The following is a 15,097-nucleotide window of genomic DNA, read 5'->3' as shown; positions in this document are numbered from 1 at the left end:
GAGGCGCGGAACTTCATCTTCAGCGGCCATTTGTGCACCCAGCCGTGCTGGGGGCGGCGCATCGGCTTGATCGGCCCGCTGCGGCGGGCGCGGTGCAGCGCGCGCAGGCTTTCCTGAAGCATCCTCGCGCCGCTCCGGCCCAGGAAGCCGACATAGCAAAGCTGCCCCACCAGATCGACCCGGGCCAGCCGCGACAGCATGTTGAACAGCAGCACCCCGGCCGAGGAACCGACGAGGCCGCCGGCCAGCAGGACCCAGCCCATGCGGAAATCCACGGTCTTGCGCTTGACATGCGCCAGCACGCCGGAAAAGGACGAGGCCACGACCTGATTGGCGCCGGTCGCCACCGCGATGGCCGGCGGAATGCCGATGAAGAATAGCAGGGGCGTGATCAGGAAACCGCCGCCCACCCCGAACAGGCCCGACATCAGCCCGAGGATGCCGCCCAGACCGAGCGGCACCAGCGCAGTGACCGCCACCCCGGCGATGGGAAGATAGATCTGCATGTCCTGCCCGGCTTATTGCCTTGTGTCGATGCTGCCCCGGCAACAGCCCTGCGTCAAACGCTTCCGTGGCCCTTCCGGCGGGTGGTCGCAAGGCTGTGGCCCGGATAAAGCAGATGTGACGGGCAGATAACGGCAAGGGCGCGGGCCGCGCGGATAGCGGCCCGGCGCGGCGGCCGGACAGGGAAGACCATGCCCATCCTGATGACACATCACGACGGCATCAACGCTCCGGGACTCGAGACGCTGGGGGCGCTCGCGGCCGCGGTCGCCGGCCCCGGGGGCGAGGTCTGGACCGTTGCCCCGGCCTTCGAGCAATCGGGCGTCGCGCATTGCATCAGCTATGTCCATCCGACGCTGATCGCCGAACTCGGGCCGCGCCGTTTTGCCGCCGAGGGCACGCCGGCCGATTGCGTGCTGGCCGCCATCGCCGACGTGATGCGGGACAATCCGCCGGATCTGGTGCTGTCGGGCGTGAACCGCGGCAACAACTCGGGCGAGAACGTGATGTATTCCGGCACCGTGGGCGGCGCGATGGAGGCGGCGTTGCAGGGCCTGCCCGCCATCGCCCTGTCGCAATACATGGGCCAGCGCACCGCGGCGCTGGACGATCCGTTCCAGGCGGCGCGGGTGCATGGGCCGCGGCTGGTCCGGCAATTGCTGGATTACGGCGACTGGACCTCGGACGAGGATTTCCGGCTGTTCTACAATATCAACTTCCCGCCCTGCGACGCGGCTTCGGTCAAGGGCACGCGGGTCGCGCCGCAAGGCCGCCGCCAGGGCGTGCGCTTCGAGGTCGAGCCCTATCACGCGCCGAACGGCCGGCGGTTCCTGTGGGTGCTGGGCGGCTCGCAGACCGCGCAGGCCACGCCGGAGAGTGACGTGGACGCGAATATGCGCGACTATATCTCGCTGACGCCGATGCGTCCGGACCTGACCTGCCACAAGACCCTGGCCGAGCTGCGCGGCGTTCTCGAGGAGGGCTGAGCGAGAGATGAGCGACGATCCCGAGACTGCCGAACGCAAGATGCGCTTCCTGTTCGCGCTGCGGCAGCGCGGGGTCACCGATCCGCGGGTTCTGGAGGCGATGGAGCGCATCGACCGCGGCGAATTCGTCCGCGGCCATTTCGAGGACCGCGCCTATGACGACATGCCGCTGCCCATTCCCTGCGGCCAGACCATCAGCCAGCCCTCGGTCGTGGGGCTGATGACCCAGGCGCTGGAGGTCGGGCCGCGCGACAAGGTGCTGGAGATCGGCACCGGCTCGGGCTATCAGGCGGCGGTCCTGTCGCTGCTCTGCCGCCGGGTCTATACCATCGACCGCCATCGCCGGCTGGTGGCCGAGGCCGAGGCGCTGTTCCGGCATCTGGGCCTGACCAATATCACCGCACTGGTCGCCGACGGTTCGCGCGGGCTGCCCGAGCAGGCGCCCTTCGATCGCATCATGGTGACGGCGGCGGCCGAGGATCCGCCAGGGCCGCTCTTGGCGCAGTTGAAGATCGGCGGTATCATGGTGGTGCCGGTCGGGCAGTCGGATGCGGTCCAGACCCTGATCCGCGTGCGCCGCGGCGAGAACGGCTTTGATTATGACGAATTGCGGCAGGTGCGCTTCGTGCCGCTGGTCGAGGGGTTGGGACAGACATGACCCCCGGCCGTCCAGAGTGAGGAACGGGCAGATGATCAAGATCAGGCAGTTGGCGTTGGCCGCCGGCGCTGCGGTGACTCTGGTGTCCTGCGGGCCGCAGGGCGGCCTGGATTTCAGCAGTTTCGACCCCGACCTGCGCCGCTGGGGCGGCGGCGGGCTGGAGACGGCCGGGGCGGCCGCGCGTGCCCAGCCCCGCCCGGCGCCCGACCAGCGCGGGGTGATCTCCTATCCCGGCTATCAGGTCGCCATCGCGCGGCAGGGCGATACCGTGGCGACGATCGCCGCCCGGCTGGGGCTGAACGCGGCCGAGCTGGCCAGATACAATGCCATCGACGCCAATACCGTGCTGAACCCCGGGGCGGTGGTCGCCCTGCCGCGCCGCGTCGCCGCCGGGGCGCCTGCGGCGGCGCCCATCGTCTCCTCGACCGGGCAGGTCAGCGATCCCTTTGCCGGCCAGGGCATCAGGCAGCCGAACGTGCCGCCGGCTTCGGGGGCGGGCGCGGTGACTGCCCAGACCCTGCCGGCCGCCAGCCAGCCCAGGCAGCATGTCGTGGCGGCCGGCGAGACGGCCTGGTCCATCGCCCGAAAATACGAGGTCTCGGTGAGCGACCTGGCCCAGTGGAACGGGCTGACGCAGCAGATGACGCTGCGCACCGGCCAGCGCCTGCTGATCCCCGTCGCCGGGCAAAGCCGCCCCGCCACGGCCGTCGTCACCGCACCGGGAACGGGAAGCCCGACGCCGCGCCCGCCCTCATCGGCCGAGCCGCTGCCGAAGGAGCAGACGCAGCCGGCCGCGAGCCCGGTGGACAAGCCGGCCGGCCCCGATCTGGGCAAGACCCGCACCGCCGCCTCGGGCAGCGGCAAGTTCCGCATGCCCGCCAATGGCGCGATCATCCGTACCTATCAGAAGGGCAAGAACGACGGCATCGACATCGCCGCGGCGCCCGGCAGCACCGTTGCCGCCGCCGGCAGCGGCACCGTCGCCGCGATCACCCGCGACACCGATCAGGTGCCGATCATCGTCGTCCGGCACGAGGGCAACCTGATGACTGTCTATGCCGGTCTGGAGAATGTCGCCGTGACCAAGGGCCAGACGGTCAGTGCCGGTACGCCGCTGGGCAAGACCCGCAACCAGGGCGTGGTGCATTTCGAGGTGCGCAACGGGTTCGACAGCGTCGATCCCGAGAAATACCTGAACTAGGCCGGTCCGCCCCGCGATGTTCCGCCGGAAGCCTGCCTGTCGGGCTTTCCTGCCGGACCGGCAGCCCTGCGCGGCCGGTTCAGTCCTGCTCGCACATCTGCCGCAGGGCCAGTTCGATTTCGTGACGGATCATCTGTTGCAGGTTGCGGCTGAGGCGGTTGCCGATCTCGCCCTGAAGCTCCTGCCGGATCGCCTCGCGGATCATGCCGCGCAGGTGGGTGCCCTTCTGCGCGTCCTTGTCCTGCGGGGCGAACAGATGCGGCTCGGTCTCGCGGCTCAGGGCCTCGGCGGCGGCATGCGCCTCGGCCAAGGGGTTGATCGGGGTCACGGAAGCATTCGCATGCAGCATGGTTTCCTCCATTTGCAGGATGGTGGTGGTCGGCGCCTCCAGCGAAGGGCCAAAAGGTCGGATCTGGGCAGGTTCCGGCCAGACCATCGAGGGTGCAGTGGGCGCCGCCGCATCGGGCTGGACCGGGGCGGCGTCATCGCTGAGGTCCGCGGCAACCTCGGGCCGTTTCGGATGCGATTCGCCGGCCGCCTCTTGCGGCGGCACGCGCAGCCAGTCGCCGAACTGGCGCGGCTCCGTTGCGGCCGCGACCGGTTCCGGCATGGGTTGGGTTGCATCTTGCCGGGGCCAATCGGCCTTGGCCGACGGCACGGGATCGCGTGCAACCAGCGTGCTGCTGTCCAGCACCAGGGGGGTGATTCGTGCCGGCGATACGGGCTCCGGCTCGATCCGCGCGTCCGGCGTGCCGTCCTGGTCGGGAAGCCTGTTCAACACCTGATTCGGGATCCGGCAGCCTGCCTCGTCCTGGGCGATGAGCCGGCGGATCGAGGCCAGCACATCGCTGACATTATCCGAACCGGAATTGGGGGCCGGATGGCGCATCACCTCATGGTGCATGATGCGCCCCCGGATCGAGGGCGGCGTCAGTCCCTGCCGATCGCGCGCAAGACGCGGTCGAGGCTTTCGCCCTGCCTGCTGGTATAGGGTGCGTCCTGCACCGCGTTGTAATAGGCCGATGGGTCATAGGTCGGTATCCCCAGTTTCAGGTTTTCCACCGTCAACAGACCCATAGCAGCCAGAAGTTGATAATGTGCTAATTGCAGATTGGCCTCGGCCGAGATTTTATCGGCTCGCGCCTCGAGCAACGATTGTTCGGCATCCAGCACGTCCAGCGTGGTGCGCGCGCCCAGCGTCGCCTCCTCGCGCACGCCTTCGTAGGCCTGCTGCGCAGCGACGATCTGCTCGTCGATGGCGCGGATCTGTGCCCGTGCCACATCGATACCCGCCCAGGCACGCCCGACCGCCTCATCGACCTGGCGCGACACCTGAAGCAACCCCGCCCGGGCCTCGTCCCGCCGCGCCATGGCCTTGCGATGGGCCGAGGGCAGGCGTCCGCCGGAATAGATCGTCTGCGACATGCTGAGCGAGGCGCCAAGGCTGTTGCGGTTCGTTTCCAACTGGCTTGGAAGCGAAAAGTCGTTGGTTCGCCCGATGCTGGCCTGGCCGGTCAGTATCGGATTGCGCTCGGCGGCAGCGGCGGCCACGCCCAGCTCGGCGGCGGCGGCCAGGCGCTGCGCCTGCCGGATCGCCGGATGGCTGCGCTGGCCGATCTGCCGTGCCGACTCCAACGAGGCGGGCAGGGCCGGAGTGGGCGGCGGTGGCTCAAGCTGGCCCGGCGCCCGGCCGGTCGCGCCGCGGTAGACCTCGCGCGCCACCTCGAGATTGCCGCGCGCGGCCGCCAGGCTGGCGCGTGCCGCGGCCAGGGCGGCATCGGCCTGCGAGACGTCGGTCTGGGTGATCTCGCCCACCTCGAACCGGTCCGAGGCGGCCTGCTGTTCCTGCCCGATCACCCGGACGGAATTGGATTGCAGATCAACCTGTTCTGTGGCGCTGCGCACATCCAGATAGGCCTGGACCGCGCCCAGCAGCACGTCCTGTTCGACCCCCACCAGTGCGGCGCGGGTGGCCAGCACGGTTTCCTTGGCGGCGTCGATGGCGATGGCGTTGCGGCCCCAGTCGTAAAGCGTGATCTGCGCCTGGAGCCCGATGGAGGTCGAGCGGCCGATGCCCAGCCCGTTGATCTTCTGGAAACTGTGCTCGGCGACCCATTGCAGGACCGGGCGCAACTGGGCCAGGGCGGTGGCCGCATCCTCGTCTGCGGCGCGCAGCACGGCGCGGTTCTGTTCCAGCAGCGCCGAATGGCGATAGGCGGCAACCATGGCATCGGCCAGCGATTCGGCCCCTGCCGGAACGGCCGTCACACCCGCAAACAAGGCTGCGATCAGCGCACGCCGCAGAGTTCTCAGCGTTTTGCGAAACATGCCATGGCCTTTCCTGTCGGCATCACAAGACGAAGCCCCGCGGACGCGCAAAGCCCGGCAGAAGCGGGGCGACAGCGTTGAAGGCGAAGCGCCAGTTCACCCGCCCGTCCAGCTTGTGGCCGATGCGGACGGTGCCCAGATTGCCCTCGCGGAACAGGGCGACGATGCGGCCGCCCTCGCGCAGCTGCTCGGCCAGCGCCTCGGGTACCTGCTCGACCGCGCCCTCGATCAGGATGGCGTCATAGGGGGCCTGGCCGGGGCAGCCCTCGGCCAGCGCGCCCTGGACCACGGCGACGTTGAACACGTCCTGCGCGGCAAGCCGGCTTTCCGCCTCGGCGGCCATAGCGGCATCCTCCTCGACGGCGACGACGGCCTCGGCGATGCGGGCCATGACGGCGGCGGCATAGCCGTAGCCGCAGCCGACATCCAGCACCAGATCGTCGTTTTGCAGATTCAGCACGTCCATCATCTTGCCCAGTGTGCGCGGCTCCAGCAGCACGCGGCCGGGGGCGAGATCGATATTGTTGCCGACATAGGCCACGTCCCGGCGCGATTCGGGGACGAACTGTTCGCGCGGGACGTTCAGCATCGCCTCGATCACGGGATAGCTGGTCACTTCGTTCGGACGAACCTGGGTGTCGACCATCATGGTGCGGCGCTGGGCGAAATCGGTCATTTATGCGAACCCTGCCTCTCGGTTGGCTTTACGCTCTCTTGCCATGAAAATCCGGTGCGGGCAACGGCGCCGCGCGTTCTTGCCGCGATGGCGTTGCCATGGCAGGGTCGCGGGCATGAGCGAATACCTGTTTCCCCCGCCGCCGCCCGCCGCGCTGCCCGTTTCGGGGCAAGACGCGCGATTTCCCGTGAACCGCATCTTCTGCGTCGGGCGCAACTATGCCGCCCATGCCGCCGAGATGGGCGCCGAGGTGGACCGCGAGGCGCCGTTCTACTTTCTGAAATCTCCCCATGCCGTGCGGCAAAGTGGCGCGATCCTGCCCTATCCGCCGGGTACGCGCGATCTGCATCACGAGATCGAGCTGGTCGTGGCCATCGGCGCCCCGGCCTTCCGCATTGGGCCGGCGCAGGCGATGGCGGCAGTCTGGGGCTATGGCTCGGGCCTCGACATGACGCGGCGGGACTTGCAGGTCCGGGCCAAGGAAAAGCGGCAGCCCTGGGACCTGGGCAAGAATTTCGAGGGCGCGGCGGTCATCTCGGCGCTGACCCCGGCGCGGGATTTCACCCCAGGGGCGCAGCACATCCGCTTGCAGGTCAACGGCAGCCTGCGGCAGGAGGGGGGGATCGGCGACATGGTCTGGCCCATCCCGGAACTGATCGTCGACCTGTCGCAATATTATCACCTCGCGCCGGGCGATCTGATCATGACCGGCACGCCCGCCGGGGTCGGCGCCGTGGCCGAAGGCGACCGCCTTGTGGGCGAGATCGAGGGGCTGGCCGCGGTGGAGCTGACCATCGGCCCGGCCGAATAGGTCAGGCGGGATCCTTCCATTCCAGCACCAGCTGGGTCTGGATCACCACGGCGGCCAGCTTGCCGTCGCCGCGAAAGATGTCGGTTTGCCAGATCATCATGGTCCGGCCCAGGTGCAGCGGCCTGGACCGCGCCTCGGCCACGTCGCCCAGCCGGAGCGGGCGAAGGAAATTCGTCTTGCTTTCCAACGTGGTTGTTGCCGCGCCCGCGGGCAGGCGCAGATGGGTGGCGGTGCCGGCGGCGTGATCGGCCAGGCTCATGATGGCGCCGCCATGCAGCACGCCGTTGCGGTTGGTCAGCACCTGCGTGACCGGCATGCGCAGGACGACCTCTTCCAGCGTGGCGGCAACCGTCTCCATCCCCAGCGTCCCGGAATAGGGAGAATGCAGCTCGATGGTGGCGGGTGTCTGGCTGTCGTGCATGGCGCTTCCTTTTTCCCGCATCTTCGGCGGCGGGGAGATCGGCGTCAATCGCTCCGCGCGTCAGCAGGCCGGGGCGGGCTCGGGGCGTCCCGCAAGGTCGAGGCCGCGCGCGGTGGGCGGCTGCCAGGTCCGGGTGGCATGATGCGCGCCCGAGGGGTTGGTGCCGATCTGCGAGCCGCCCGTGCCGCCGGTCCAGCCGGTCGAGCCGGAATTCTCCGGCGCCGTGCCATCGGCCGAGGCGGTTTCGGGCGTCGCGGGCTCCGCCTTGCCGGCGGCGGGTGGGCATTCCCCGGCAGGCGCGGCGGCTGGCTGTGCCGGCTTTTGCGCCTCGGCAGGGGCGGTCTGGGCCGAAAGCGGCGCGGCCAGGCAGGCCAGCGCCACGCTCAGCACGGCGATACGGGACAGGGAAATCTGCGACATGGGCGGCATCCTCCTGCGCCCCAACGCCGGCCACGGTGCCGGGTTCCGCGCCGACCGCCGCTTCTTCGTTGTCCAAATACCCAAGAATCCCGGCGCTATTCGACCAGGATGCCCGCGCGCCCCTGCTCGGCATGGCCGACGACGGCCGCCAGCGGGAAACCCGTGCCGCGGATGAAATCTAGCACCTCACCGGCCGCCTCGGGCGCGCAGGCGACCAGCAGCCCGCCCGAGGTCTGCGGATCGGTCAGCAGCGCCCGCTGCCACAGGGGCAGGCCCTCGGGCAGTTCCACCTCGGCGCCATAGGCGGCCCAGTTCCGGGTCGAGGCACCGGTGACGAAACCCGCCTCGGCCAGCTCCGACGCCCGCGACAGCAGCGGCAGGTCCGCGAGCCGCAGCCGCAGGCGCAGCCCGGCGCCGCGGGCGATCTCCAGCCCGTGGCCCAGGATGCCGAAGCCGGTCACGTCGGTGATGGCATGGACATCGCTGCGCTTCGCCAGATCGGCGCCGATCCTGTTCAGCGTGGTGGCCGATGCGACCATCTCGGCCACGCCGGCTTGGTCCAGCGCCCCCTTCTTGATCGCGGCGGAATAGATGCCGACCCCCAGCCCCTTGGTCAGGATCAGCGCGTCGCCCGGCCGCGCATCGGCATTGCGCCGCAATTCGGAGGGATGGCAGAGCCCGATCACCGCCAGGCCATAGATCGGCTCGGGCGCGTCGATGGAATGGCCGCCGGCGACGGGGATGCCGGCCTCATGGCAGATCTCGCGCCCGCCCTCGAGTATCTCGCGGATCTGCTCGGGGGCGAGCTTGTCGATGGGCATGCCCAGGATGGCCAGCGCCATGATCGGCCGGCCGCCCATGGCATAGATGTCGGAAATCGCATTGGTCGCGGCGATGCGGCCGAAGGCGCGCGGATCGTCCACCATGGGCATGAAGAAATCGGTGGTGGCGATGACGCAGGTGTTGTCGTCGACCTGCCAGACCGCGGCATCGTCCGCGGTCTCGGTCCCGACCAGAAGCTGCGGAAAGACCTGCGCCATGGGCTGATCGGCCAGCAGTTCGCGCAGCACCGAGGGCGCCAGCTTGCAGCCGCAGCCGCCGCCATGCGCCAGCGAGGTCAGTCTGGGGTGGTCGTTCATGTCCGGGCCCTCCTGTCAGTCAGCCGGCGCACGGTAACGTAGAATGCCGGGACCATGAAGATGCCGAGGAAGGTCGCGGCGATCATGCCGCCCATCACCCCGATGCCGATCGAGTTCTGCGCCGCCGCCCCCGCGCCGGTGGCGATGGCCAGCGGCAGCACGCCCAGGATGAAGGCCAGCGAGGTCATCAGGATCGGCCGCAGCCGCAGCCGCGCCGCCTCGACCGCCGCCTCGATGGCAGTGCGGCCGGAGGACTGCTCCAGGTCACGGGCGAATTCGACGATCAGGATGGCGTTCTTGGCGGCCAGGCCGATGGTGGTCAGGATGCCGACCTTGAAATAGACGTCATTGGCCTGGCCGAAGGTCAGCGCCGCCACCACCGCGCCCAGCACCCCGACCGGCACCGCCAGCATGACCGAGAAGGGGATCGACCAGCTTTCGTAAAGCGCCGCCAGCGACAGGAACACCACCAGCGCCGAAAGCGCGAACAGGTAGGGCGCCTGGTTGCCCGACTGCCGCTCCTGATAGGACAGCCCGGTCCAGGCGGTGCCGTAGCCGCCGGACAACTGCGCCACCAGCTCCTCCATGGCCGTCATCGCCTCGCCCGAGCTGGCGCTGTCGCTTTGTTGGCCGGTGATCTCGATGGCGTCGATGCTGTCCATGCGCGACAGGCTCGGCTCGACCGGTTCCCAGCGGGTGGTCATGAAGGCGGTAAAGGGCACCATCTCGCCATTGGCGTTGCGGGCATACCAGCTGTCCACGTCCTCGGGCTGCATGCGGTTCGCCGCCGCCCCCTGCACGATCACCGGGCGCAGCTGCGCGCCAAGCGCGAAATCGTTCACCTCGGTGCCGGCGAAGATGGTCGAGAGCATGGCATTGACGCCCGACAGGCTGACGCCCAGGCTTTCCGCCTTTTGCTGGTCGATGTCGATCTTCAGTGCCGCCTCGGTCTCGGTGCCGCTGCTTTCGACGCTTTGCAGGCGCGGATCCTCGGCGGCGGCCTGCTCCAGCGCCTTGGCGGCCTGGGTCAGCGCCTCGGTCCCGCCGCCGGACTGGTCCAGCAGGAACATGCTGAACCCGGCCGCATTGCCCAGCCGCGGAATCGCCGGCGGTTGCAGGAAGGTGATCCGCCCCGCCCGGTGGTTCTCGAACCGGGCATTGGCGCGCGAGGCGATGGCGCTGGCCGATAGGGAGGGGTCCTGGCGCTCGTCGAAGTCGCGCAGCTTGACGAAGACCATGGCCCGGCTTTGCGAGGTGCCGGAAAAGCCGAAACCCATGGCGACGAAGACCGAATCCACCGCCGCCCTTTCCTCGGTCAGCATGTAATCCTCGATCTCCTGCACCACGGCGGCGGTCTGCTGCGCGGTCGAGCCCTCGGTCAGAGTGATGCGCGATTGCAGCACGCCCTGGTCCTCGCCGGGGATGAAGGTGGTGTGCATGCGGCCGAACAGATCGGTCGCGCCATAGCTGATGGCTGCAAGCAGCAGCATGACCAGCATCGGCCGGCGCAGGCTGCGGCGCACGGTGGCGGAATAGCCGCGCGTCACCCGGTCGAACCCGGCATTGAACCAGCGGGCGGGGGCGAAGCGGGCCGGGCCGTGGCTTTGCCGCAAGAGGCTCGCGCACATCGCCGGCGTCAGGATCAGCGCCACCAGCAGCGACAGCACCATGGCGGTGATGATGGTGACCGAGAACTGGCGATAGATCACCCCGGTCGAGCCGGGCATGAAGCCCATGGGCAGGAACACCGCCGACAAGACCAGCGCGATGCCGATCAGCGCGCCGCTGATCTGGCCCATGCTCTTTTCCGTGGCCTCGACGGGGCCCAGCCCGTCCTCCTCCATCACCCGCTCGACGTTCTCGACCACGACGATGGCGTCGTCCACCAAGAGGCCGATGGCCAGCACCATGGCGAACATGGTCAGCGTGTTCACCGAATATCCCAGCGCCGCCAGCATGGCGAAGGTGCCCAGCAGCACGACCGGAATGGCGATGATCGGGATCAGCGTCGCCCGCCAGTTTTGCAGGAACAGCAGGATCACCAGGAACACCAGCCCGATGGCCTCGATCAGCGTGTGATAGACCTTCTCGATCGACAGCTCGACGAAAGGCGCGGTGTCATAGGCGATATGCACCTCGACCCCTTCCGGCAGGGCGTTCTTCAGCCCTTCCAGCGTGGCGCGCACCGCATTGGCGGTCTCGACCGCATTGGCGCCGGTGGCCAGGTTCACCGCGAAGCCCGAGGCGTTCATGCCGTTGAAGCGCGAATCGCGGCCATAGCGGGTCTGGCCGATCTCGACCTCGGCCACGTCGCCCAACCGCACGGTGGCGCCGTCCTCGCCGGTCTTCAGCAGGATGTTGCGGAAATCCTCGACCGAGGTCAGCTGGCTTTGCGCGGTGATGTTGGCGGTGAACTGCTGGCCCGCCACCACCGGCTGCTCGCCCAGCGCGCCGACCGAGACGGTGCTGTTCTGCTGCGCCACGGCGGTGGTCAGGTCGGTGGGGGTCAGCTGGAACTGCGCCAGCCGCAGCGGGTCCATCCAGATCCGCATGGCATAGCCCGAGCCGAAGACATTGACCCCGCCCACGCCTTCGGTGCGCTTGACCGGGCCTTCGACCACCTGTTCCAGCAGGTTGCCCAGCTCGATGGTGGAATGCTGCCCGGTGGTCGAGACCAGCGAGCCGACCATCAGGATCGACGAGGACGAGCGCGTGACCGAGACGCCGTCGTTCTGCACCGGCGTCGGCAGACGGCTTTCGACCGAGCGGACCTTGGACTGCACCTCGTTCAGCGCATCGACCGGGTCCACGCTGTCGTCGAAGATCATCTCGATCACGCTGCGCCCGGTCGAGGCCGACGAGATGGTATAGAGCAGCCCGTCCAGCCCGGTCAGCGCATCTTCGATCGGCGTGGTGACCGAATTCTGCACCGCCCGCGCCGTGGCCCCGGAATAGCTGGCGGTGATGCGGATCGTGGTCGGCGCGATGTCGGGATATTGCGACACCGGTAGGCCGATCAGAGACCAGCTGCCGATCAGCATGGTCACGATGGCCAGCACCCAGGCAAAGACCGGGCGGTGGATGAAGAACTGCGCCATGCCCTAGCCTTCCCCGCGCTCGCCGATCTCGCGGACGACGCCTTGCGCGTCGATGGTGACGGGGACGGTGGTGACCTCGGCGCCGGCGCGCAGGTTTTCCAGCCCGTCCACGATCAGTTGCTCGCCCGGGCTGATGCCCTGGGTCACGATCCAGCTGTTGCGATAGCTGCCCTGTTCGCTCAGCGTGACCTGCTGGGCCTTGCCGTCGCGGGCGACGAAGGCGGTCAGCGTGCCGTCCGAGGCGCGGCTGGTCGCGCGCTGCGGCACCAGCACGGCGCGGGTGGTGCCCAGCGTCAGCTTCACCCGCAGGAACTGGCCGGGCAGGATCATCCGGTCGGGATTGTCGAATTGCAGCCGGATCGGCACCGTGCCGGTGGTGGGCGAAACCGCGATGCCGGGGCTGACGATCCGCCCCTCGCCCTGGTATTCCTCGCCGGTCTCCAGGATCAGCTGCGTCTTTACCCCGCCGTTGACCACCAGCTGGCCGGCGGTGATGCGCGCCCGGTTGCGCAGCATGCGGGCGCTGGATTCCGACACGTCGACATAGATCGGGTCGAGCTGGGTGATGGTGGTCAGCGACTCGGACTGGCTTGCCGTCACCAGGTCCCCGACCGAAACCGCCGCCACATCCGCCATCCCGTCCAGCGGGCTCTTGATCTCGGTGCGCTGCAAGGCCAGCCGCGCCGCGTCCCGCGCCGCCTCGGCAGATTTCAGGTCGGCCTCGGCCTGTTTCAGCGCCACCTCGGCATTGGCCCGCTCCACGGCCGAGACGCCCGAGCCCTCCAGCCGGCGATAGCGGGTGACGGTGTTCTGCGCCTGGGTCAGGCTGGCTTCGGCCCCGGCCACGGCGGCCTCGGCTGCGGCCAGGGCTGCGGCCAGGGTCTCGGGGTCCAGCCGGAACAGCACGTCGCCGGCCTTGACCGGCTTGCCCGGATCATAGGGGATTTCAAGAATTTCGCCGCCGACCTGCGGTCGGATGCCGGTCTGCTGATAGGCGATGGCGCGGCCGGGCAGGGTGACGGTATAGGGCACGTCCTCCTCGGCGGTGGCCACCACGCCGACCTCGGTCGGACCCTGCGACCCGGCCCGGCCCGGACCCTGCTGCGCGAAAGCCTGCGTCGCCAGCAGGATCGCCAGCGCCGCCCATCTCACAATCCCCTGCCCAGAGGCCATCTGCCGTTCCTTGCGGTTTGGTGGTTGGCGCATTGTTTAGGCGGCAAACCCCAATGGCAAGTAAACGGCCGGCTCACCGCCGATCACGGATTCGCCAGCGGCACCGGCCTTCACCGTTTCCCAAATACTCATGCGACCGCATGCGCAGGCGCGGCGGCATCAGAAATCGACGCAGAGGCCCTTCTTTTCGTAATCGCCATAGCGCACCGGCTCGGGCCCGTCGCGCCCGCCCAGTTCGACCGGCAGGTCCAGCGGTTTCGCCTTGCGGCGGCGCTCCTCGGCCTCGGCCAGCGCGCGCTGGGCGGCGGGCGGCAGATCCTTGCGGTCGGTCATGGCGGTTTCCCCTGCTTCACGCTAGACGGGGCCAATCTAGGCAAGAGGCAGGCTTTGAACAAGACGCGCGCGCAGGGACAGGCAGGGGACGGGGCAAGATCGGGCGCGTTGCGCCTGCTGGCCGCGGTGGACGAGGGCGCGACGCTGGACGAGGCCGCCGCGCTGACCGACCGCCTTGCCCCGGCCGAACGCGCCCGTGCCCGCCGCCTGGCGCTCGAGGTGCTGCGGCGCGAGGCCCGCTGCGACCTGCTGCTGGCGCCGCTGCTGGCCCGCCGCCCGCGGCCCGAGATCATGCGCATCCTGCGGCTCGCCACCGTCGAGATGCTGGCGCTGGGCGAGGCGCCGCATGGCGCGGTCAATGCCGCCGTGGCGCTGGCCCGCGCCTCGGGGCGCAAGGGACAGGCTGCCGCCGGCATGGTCAACGCGGTGCTGCGCAAGGTCGCCGGCGCGGCCGAAGGCTGGGCCAGGCTTTCGCCGCAGAAGATGCCGCCCTGGCTGCGCACCCCGGTCGCCGCCGCCTGGGGCGAGGACGTCGCCCGCGCCATCGAGGCCGCGCATGAGGCCGGTGCCCCGCTCGACCTGACGCCCAAGGGCGCGGATTGCCCGGGCGAGGCGCTGCCCACCGGTTCGCACCGGCTGCCCGCCGGCACCCGGGTCTCGGCCCTGCCGGGCTATGCGGCGGGCGATTGGTGGGTGCAGGACGCGGCCGCGGCGCTGGCGGTGCGGGTGCTCGATCCGCAGCCGGCCGAGGCGATCGCCGATCTCTGCGCCGCGCCGGGCGGCAAGACCCTGCAACTCGCCGCCGCCGGGGCCGCGGTGACGGCGATCGACATTTCCGAGCCGCGCCTTGCCCGCGTGGCCGAGAACCTGGCGCGCTGCGGCCTCCAGGCCCGGCTGGTCGCCGCCGATGCGCTGGACTGGCGGGCTGACCAGCCGCTGAACGCCGTGCTGTTGGATGCGCCCTGTTCGGCCACCGGCACCATCCGCCGCCATCCCGAACTGCCGCGCATCCGCGACGGCGCCGGCCTTGCCGAACTGACCGGATTGCAGGCCCGCCTGATCGACCATGCGCTGTCGTTGCTGAAACCCGGCGGCCGGCTGGTCTATGCCACCTGCTCGCTCCTGCCCGCCGAGGGCGAGGATCAACTTGCCGCCGCGCTTGCCCGCCATTCAGGCCTGATGGTCGAGCCGCCCCGGGCCCCCGGCATCGAGCCGGGCTGGATCACGCCCCAAGGCGGGCTGCGGCTGCGGCCCGACCTGTGGCCGGAACGCGGCGGTATGGACGGCTTCTTCATCGCGCGCTTGCGAAAATCCGCCGGGCGGACCTAAGGTTGCGCCGTCCTAGTGAA

15 protein-coding genes are annotated in these 15,097 nt (G+C 69.5%); 5 read left to right on the top strand and 10 right to left on the bottom strand.

Annotated features, from left to right (window positions below; all coding sequences use genetic code 11):
• Nucleotides 1–506: sulfite exporter TauE/SafE family protein (locus tag AQY21_RS00310; RefSeq protein ID WP_152988026.1), on the bottom strand; the 506-nt coding region annotated here is incomplete at its 3' end.
• 189 nt (nucleotides 507–695) lie between these two features.
• Between AQY21_RS00310 and surE the strand changes: the two genes are divergently transcribed.
• From surE to AQY21_RS00295, 3 genes are read left to right on the top strand one after another with little or no spacing between them, the layout of a single operon-like run.
• Nucleotides 696–1,490, top strand: a complete 795-nt coding sequence (gene surE, locus AQY21_RS00305; protein WP_058095923.1) for a 5'/3'-nucleotidase SurE — start codon at nucleotides 696–698, stop codon at nucleotides 1,488–1,490.
• Nucleotides 1,491–1,497: 7 nt separating this feature from the next.
• Nucleotides 1,498–2,148 carry a protein-L-isoaspartate(D-aspartate) O-methyltransferase gene (locus tag AQY21_RS00300; RefSeq protein WP_058095922.1) on the top strand — a complete coding sequence of 217 codons (651 nt, stop codon included), beginning with the start codon at nucleotides 1,498–1,500 and terminating at the stop codon, nucleotides 2,146–2,148.
• Nucleotides 2,149–2,179: 31 nt separating this feature from the next.
• On the top strand, nucleotides 2,180–3,349 hold the full coding sequence (locus AQY21_RS00295; protein ID WP_058095921.1) for a LysM peptidoglycan-binding domain-containing protein: 1,170 nt from the start codon (nucleotides 2,180–2,182) through the stop codon (nucleotides 3,347–3,349).
• A 79-nt stretch (nucleotides 3,350–3,428) separates the two neighbouring features.
• On the opposite strand, the gene AQY21_RS00290 is transcribed toward AQY21_RS00295, so the two are convergent.
• The 3 genes from AQY21_RS00290 to AQY21_RS00280 are packed head-to-tail and all read right to left on the bottom strand — an operon-like array spanning nucleotide 3,429 to nucleotide 6,353.
• A complete protein-coding gene (locus AQY21_RS00290; RefSeq protein ID WP_058095920.1) occupies nucleotides 3,429–4,253 on the bottom strand; it encodes a hypothetical protein in 825 nt (274 codons plus the stop codon).
• A 26-nt stretch (nucleotides 4,254–4,279) separates the two neighbouring features.
• A complete protein-coding gene (locus tag AQY21_RS00285; protein ID WP_058095919.1) occupies nucleotides 4,280–5,677 on the bottom strand; it encodes a TolC family outer membrane protein in 1,398 nt (465 codons plus the stop codon).
• Nucleotides 5,678–5,699: 22 nt separating this feature from the next.
• The gene (locus tag AQY21_RS00280) at nucleotides 5,700–6,353 is read right to left on the bottom strand and encodes a protein-L-isoaspartate O-methyltransferase (protein ID WP_058095918.1); all 654 of its coding nucleotides are present in this window, start codon (nucleotides 6,351–6,353) and stop codon (nucleotides 5,700–5,702) included.
• A 115-nt stretch (nucleotides 6,354–6,468) separates the two neighbouring features.
• On the opposite strand from AQY21_RS00280, the gene AQY21_RS00275 reads away from it, so the two are divergent.
• Nucleotides 6,469–7,164, top strand: a complete 696-nt coding sequence (locus tag AQY21_RS00275; protein ID WP_058095917.1) for a fumarylacetoacetate hydrolase family protein — start codon at nucleotides 6,469–6,471, stop codon at nucleotides 7,162–7,164.
• A gap of 1 nt (nucleotide 7,165) precedes the next feature.
• On the opposite strand, the gene AQY21_RS00270 is transcribed toward AQY21_RS00275, so the two are convergent.
• The 6 genes from AQY21_RS00270 to AQY21_RS00245 all read right to left on the bottom strand — a co-directional run bounded on the left by AQY21_RS00270 (nucleotide 7,166) and on the right by AQY21_RS00245 (nucleotide 13,748).
• A complete protein-coding gene (locus tag AQY21_RS00270) occupies nucleotides 7,166–7,585 on the bottom strand; it encodes a PaaI family thioesterase (protein WP_058095916.1) in 420 nt (139 codons plus the stop codon).
• Between the two features lie 60 nt (nucleotides 7,586–7,645).
• Nucleotides 7,646–8,005: a hypothetical protein gene (locus tag AQY21_RS00265; RefSeq protein WP_058095915.1), complete on the bottom strand. Its 360-nt coding sequence runs from the start codon at nucleotides 8,003–8,005 to the stop codon at nucleotides 7,646–7,648.
• Between the two features lie 95 nt (nucleotides 8,006–8,100).
• Entirely contained in the window at nucleotides 8,101–9,144 is a 1,044-nt protein-coding gene (gene selD, locus AQY21_RS00260) for a selenide, water dikinase SelD (protein WP_058095914.1), read from the bottom strand.
• Nucleotides 9,141–12,242 (bottom strand): efflux RND transporter permease subunit, encoded by a 3,102-nt coding sequence (locus AQY21_RS00255; protein WP_058095913.1) that lies wholly within the window; start codon nucleotides 12,240–12,242, stop codon nucleotides 9,141–9,143. The genes selD and AQY21_RS00255 overlap by 4 nt, the downstream gene beginning before the upstream one ends.
• Nucleotides 12,243–12,245: 3 nt before the next feature.
• A complete protein-coding gene (locus AQY21_RS00250; protein WP_058095912.1) occupies nucleotides 12,246–13,415 on the bottom strand; it encodes an efflux RND transporter periplasmic adaptor subunit in 1,170 nt (389 codons plus the stop codon).
• A gap of 159 nt (nucleotides 13,416–13,574) precedes the next feature.
• Complete coding sequence (locus tag AQY21_RS00245) at nucleotides 13,575–13,748, bottom strand: DUF1674 domain-containing protein (protein ID WP_058095911.1); 174 nt, start codon at nucleotides 13,746–13,748, stop codon at nucleotides 13,575–13,577.
• Between the two features lie 54 nt (nucleotides 13,749–13,802).
• Between AQY21_RS00245 and AQY21_RS00240 the strand changes: the two genes are divergently transcribed.
• Nucleotides 13,803–15,077 carry an RsmB/NOP family class I SAM-dependent RNA methyltransferase gene (locus AQY21_RS00240; RefSeq protein WP_058095910.1) on the top strand — a complete coding sequence of 425 codons (1,275 nt, stop codon included), beginning with the start codon at nucleotides 13,803–13,805 and terminating at the stop codon, nucleotides 15,075–15,077.
• Nucleotides 15,078–15,097 lie beyond the last annotated feature (20 nt).

The organism is Paracoccus sp. MKU1 (assembly GCF_001447385.1).
Taxonomy (GTDB): Bacteria; Pseudomonadota; Alphaproteobacteria; order Rhodobacterales; family Rhodobacteraceae; genus Paracoccus.
The sequence above is the reverse complement of the archived record's forward strand: the minus strand, read 5'-3'. Positions and strand labels throughout refer to the sequence as shown.

What these genes read in the sequence shown, in the direction of transcription:
- surE (WP_058095923.1), top strand. Translation starts at nt 696, where the DNA reads ATGCCCATCCTGATGACACATCACGACGGCATCAACGCTCCGGGACTC.
- AQY21_RS00300 (WP_058095922.1), top strand. Translation starts at nt 1,498, where the DNA reads ATGAGCGACGATCCCGAGACTGCCGAACGCAAGATGCGCTTCCTGTTC.
- AQY21_RS00295 (WP_058095921.1), top strand. Translation starts at nt 2,180, where the DNA reads ATGATCAAGATCAGGCAGTTGGCGTTGGCCGCCGGCGCTGCGGTGACT.
- AQY21_RS00290 (WP_058095920.1), bottom strand. Translation starts at nt 4,253, where the DNA reads ATGCACCATGAGGTGATGCGCCATCCGGCCCCCAATTCCGGTTCGGAT.
- AQY21_RS00285 (WP_058095919.1), bottom strand. Translation starts at nt 5,677, where the DNA reads ATGTTTCGCAAAACGCTGAGAACTCTGCGGCGTGCGCTGATCGCAGCC.
- AQY21_RS00280 (WP_058095918.1), bottom strand. Translation starts at nt 6,353, where the DNA reads ATGACCGATTTCGCCCAGCGCCGCACCATGATGGTCGACACCCAGGTT.
- AQY21_RS00275 (WP_058095917.1), top strand. Translation starts at nt 6,469, where the DNA reads ATGAGCGAATACCTGTTTCCCCCGCCGCCGCCCGCCGCGCTGCCCGTT.
- AQY21_RS00270 (WP_058095916.1), bottom strand. Translation starts at nt 7,585, where the DNA reads ATGCACGACAGCCAGACACCCGCCACCATCGAGCTGCATTCTCCCTAT.
- AQY21_RS00265 (WP_058095915.1), bottom strand. Translation starts at nt 8,005, where the DNA reads ATGTCGCAGATTTCCCTGTCCCGTATCGCCGTGCTGAGCGTGGCGCTG.
- selD (WP_058095914.1), bottom strand. Translation starts at nt 9,144, where the DNA reads ATGAACGACCACCCCAGACTGACCTCGCTGGCGCATGGCGGCGGCTGC.
- AQY21_RS00255 (WP_058095913.1), bottom strand. Translation starts at nt 12,242, where the DNA reads ATGGCGCAGTTCTTCATCCACCGCCCGGTCTTTGCCTGGGTGCTGGCC.
- AQY21_RS00250 (WP_058095912.1), bottom strand. Translation starts at nt 13,415, where the DNA reads ATGGCCTCTGGGCAGGGGATTGTGAGATGGGCGGCGCTGGCGATCCTG.
- AQY21_RS00245 (WP_058095911.1), bottom strand. Translation starts at nt 13,748, where the DNA reads ATGACCGACCGCAAGGATCTGCCGCCCGCCGCCCAGCGCGCGCTGGCC.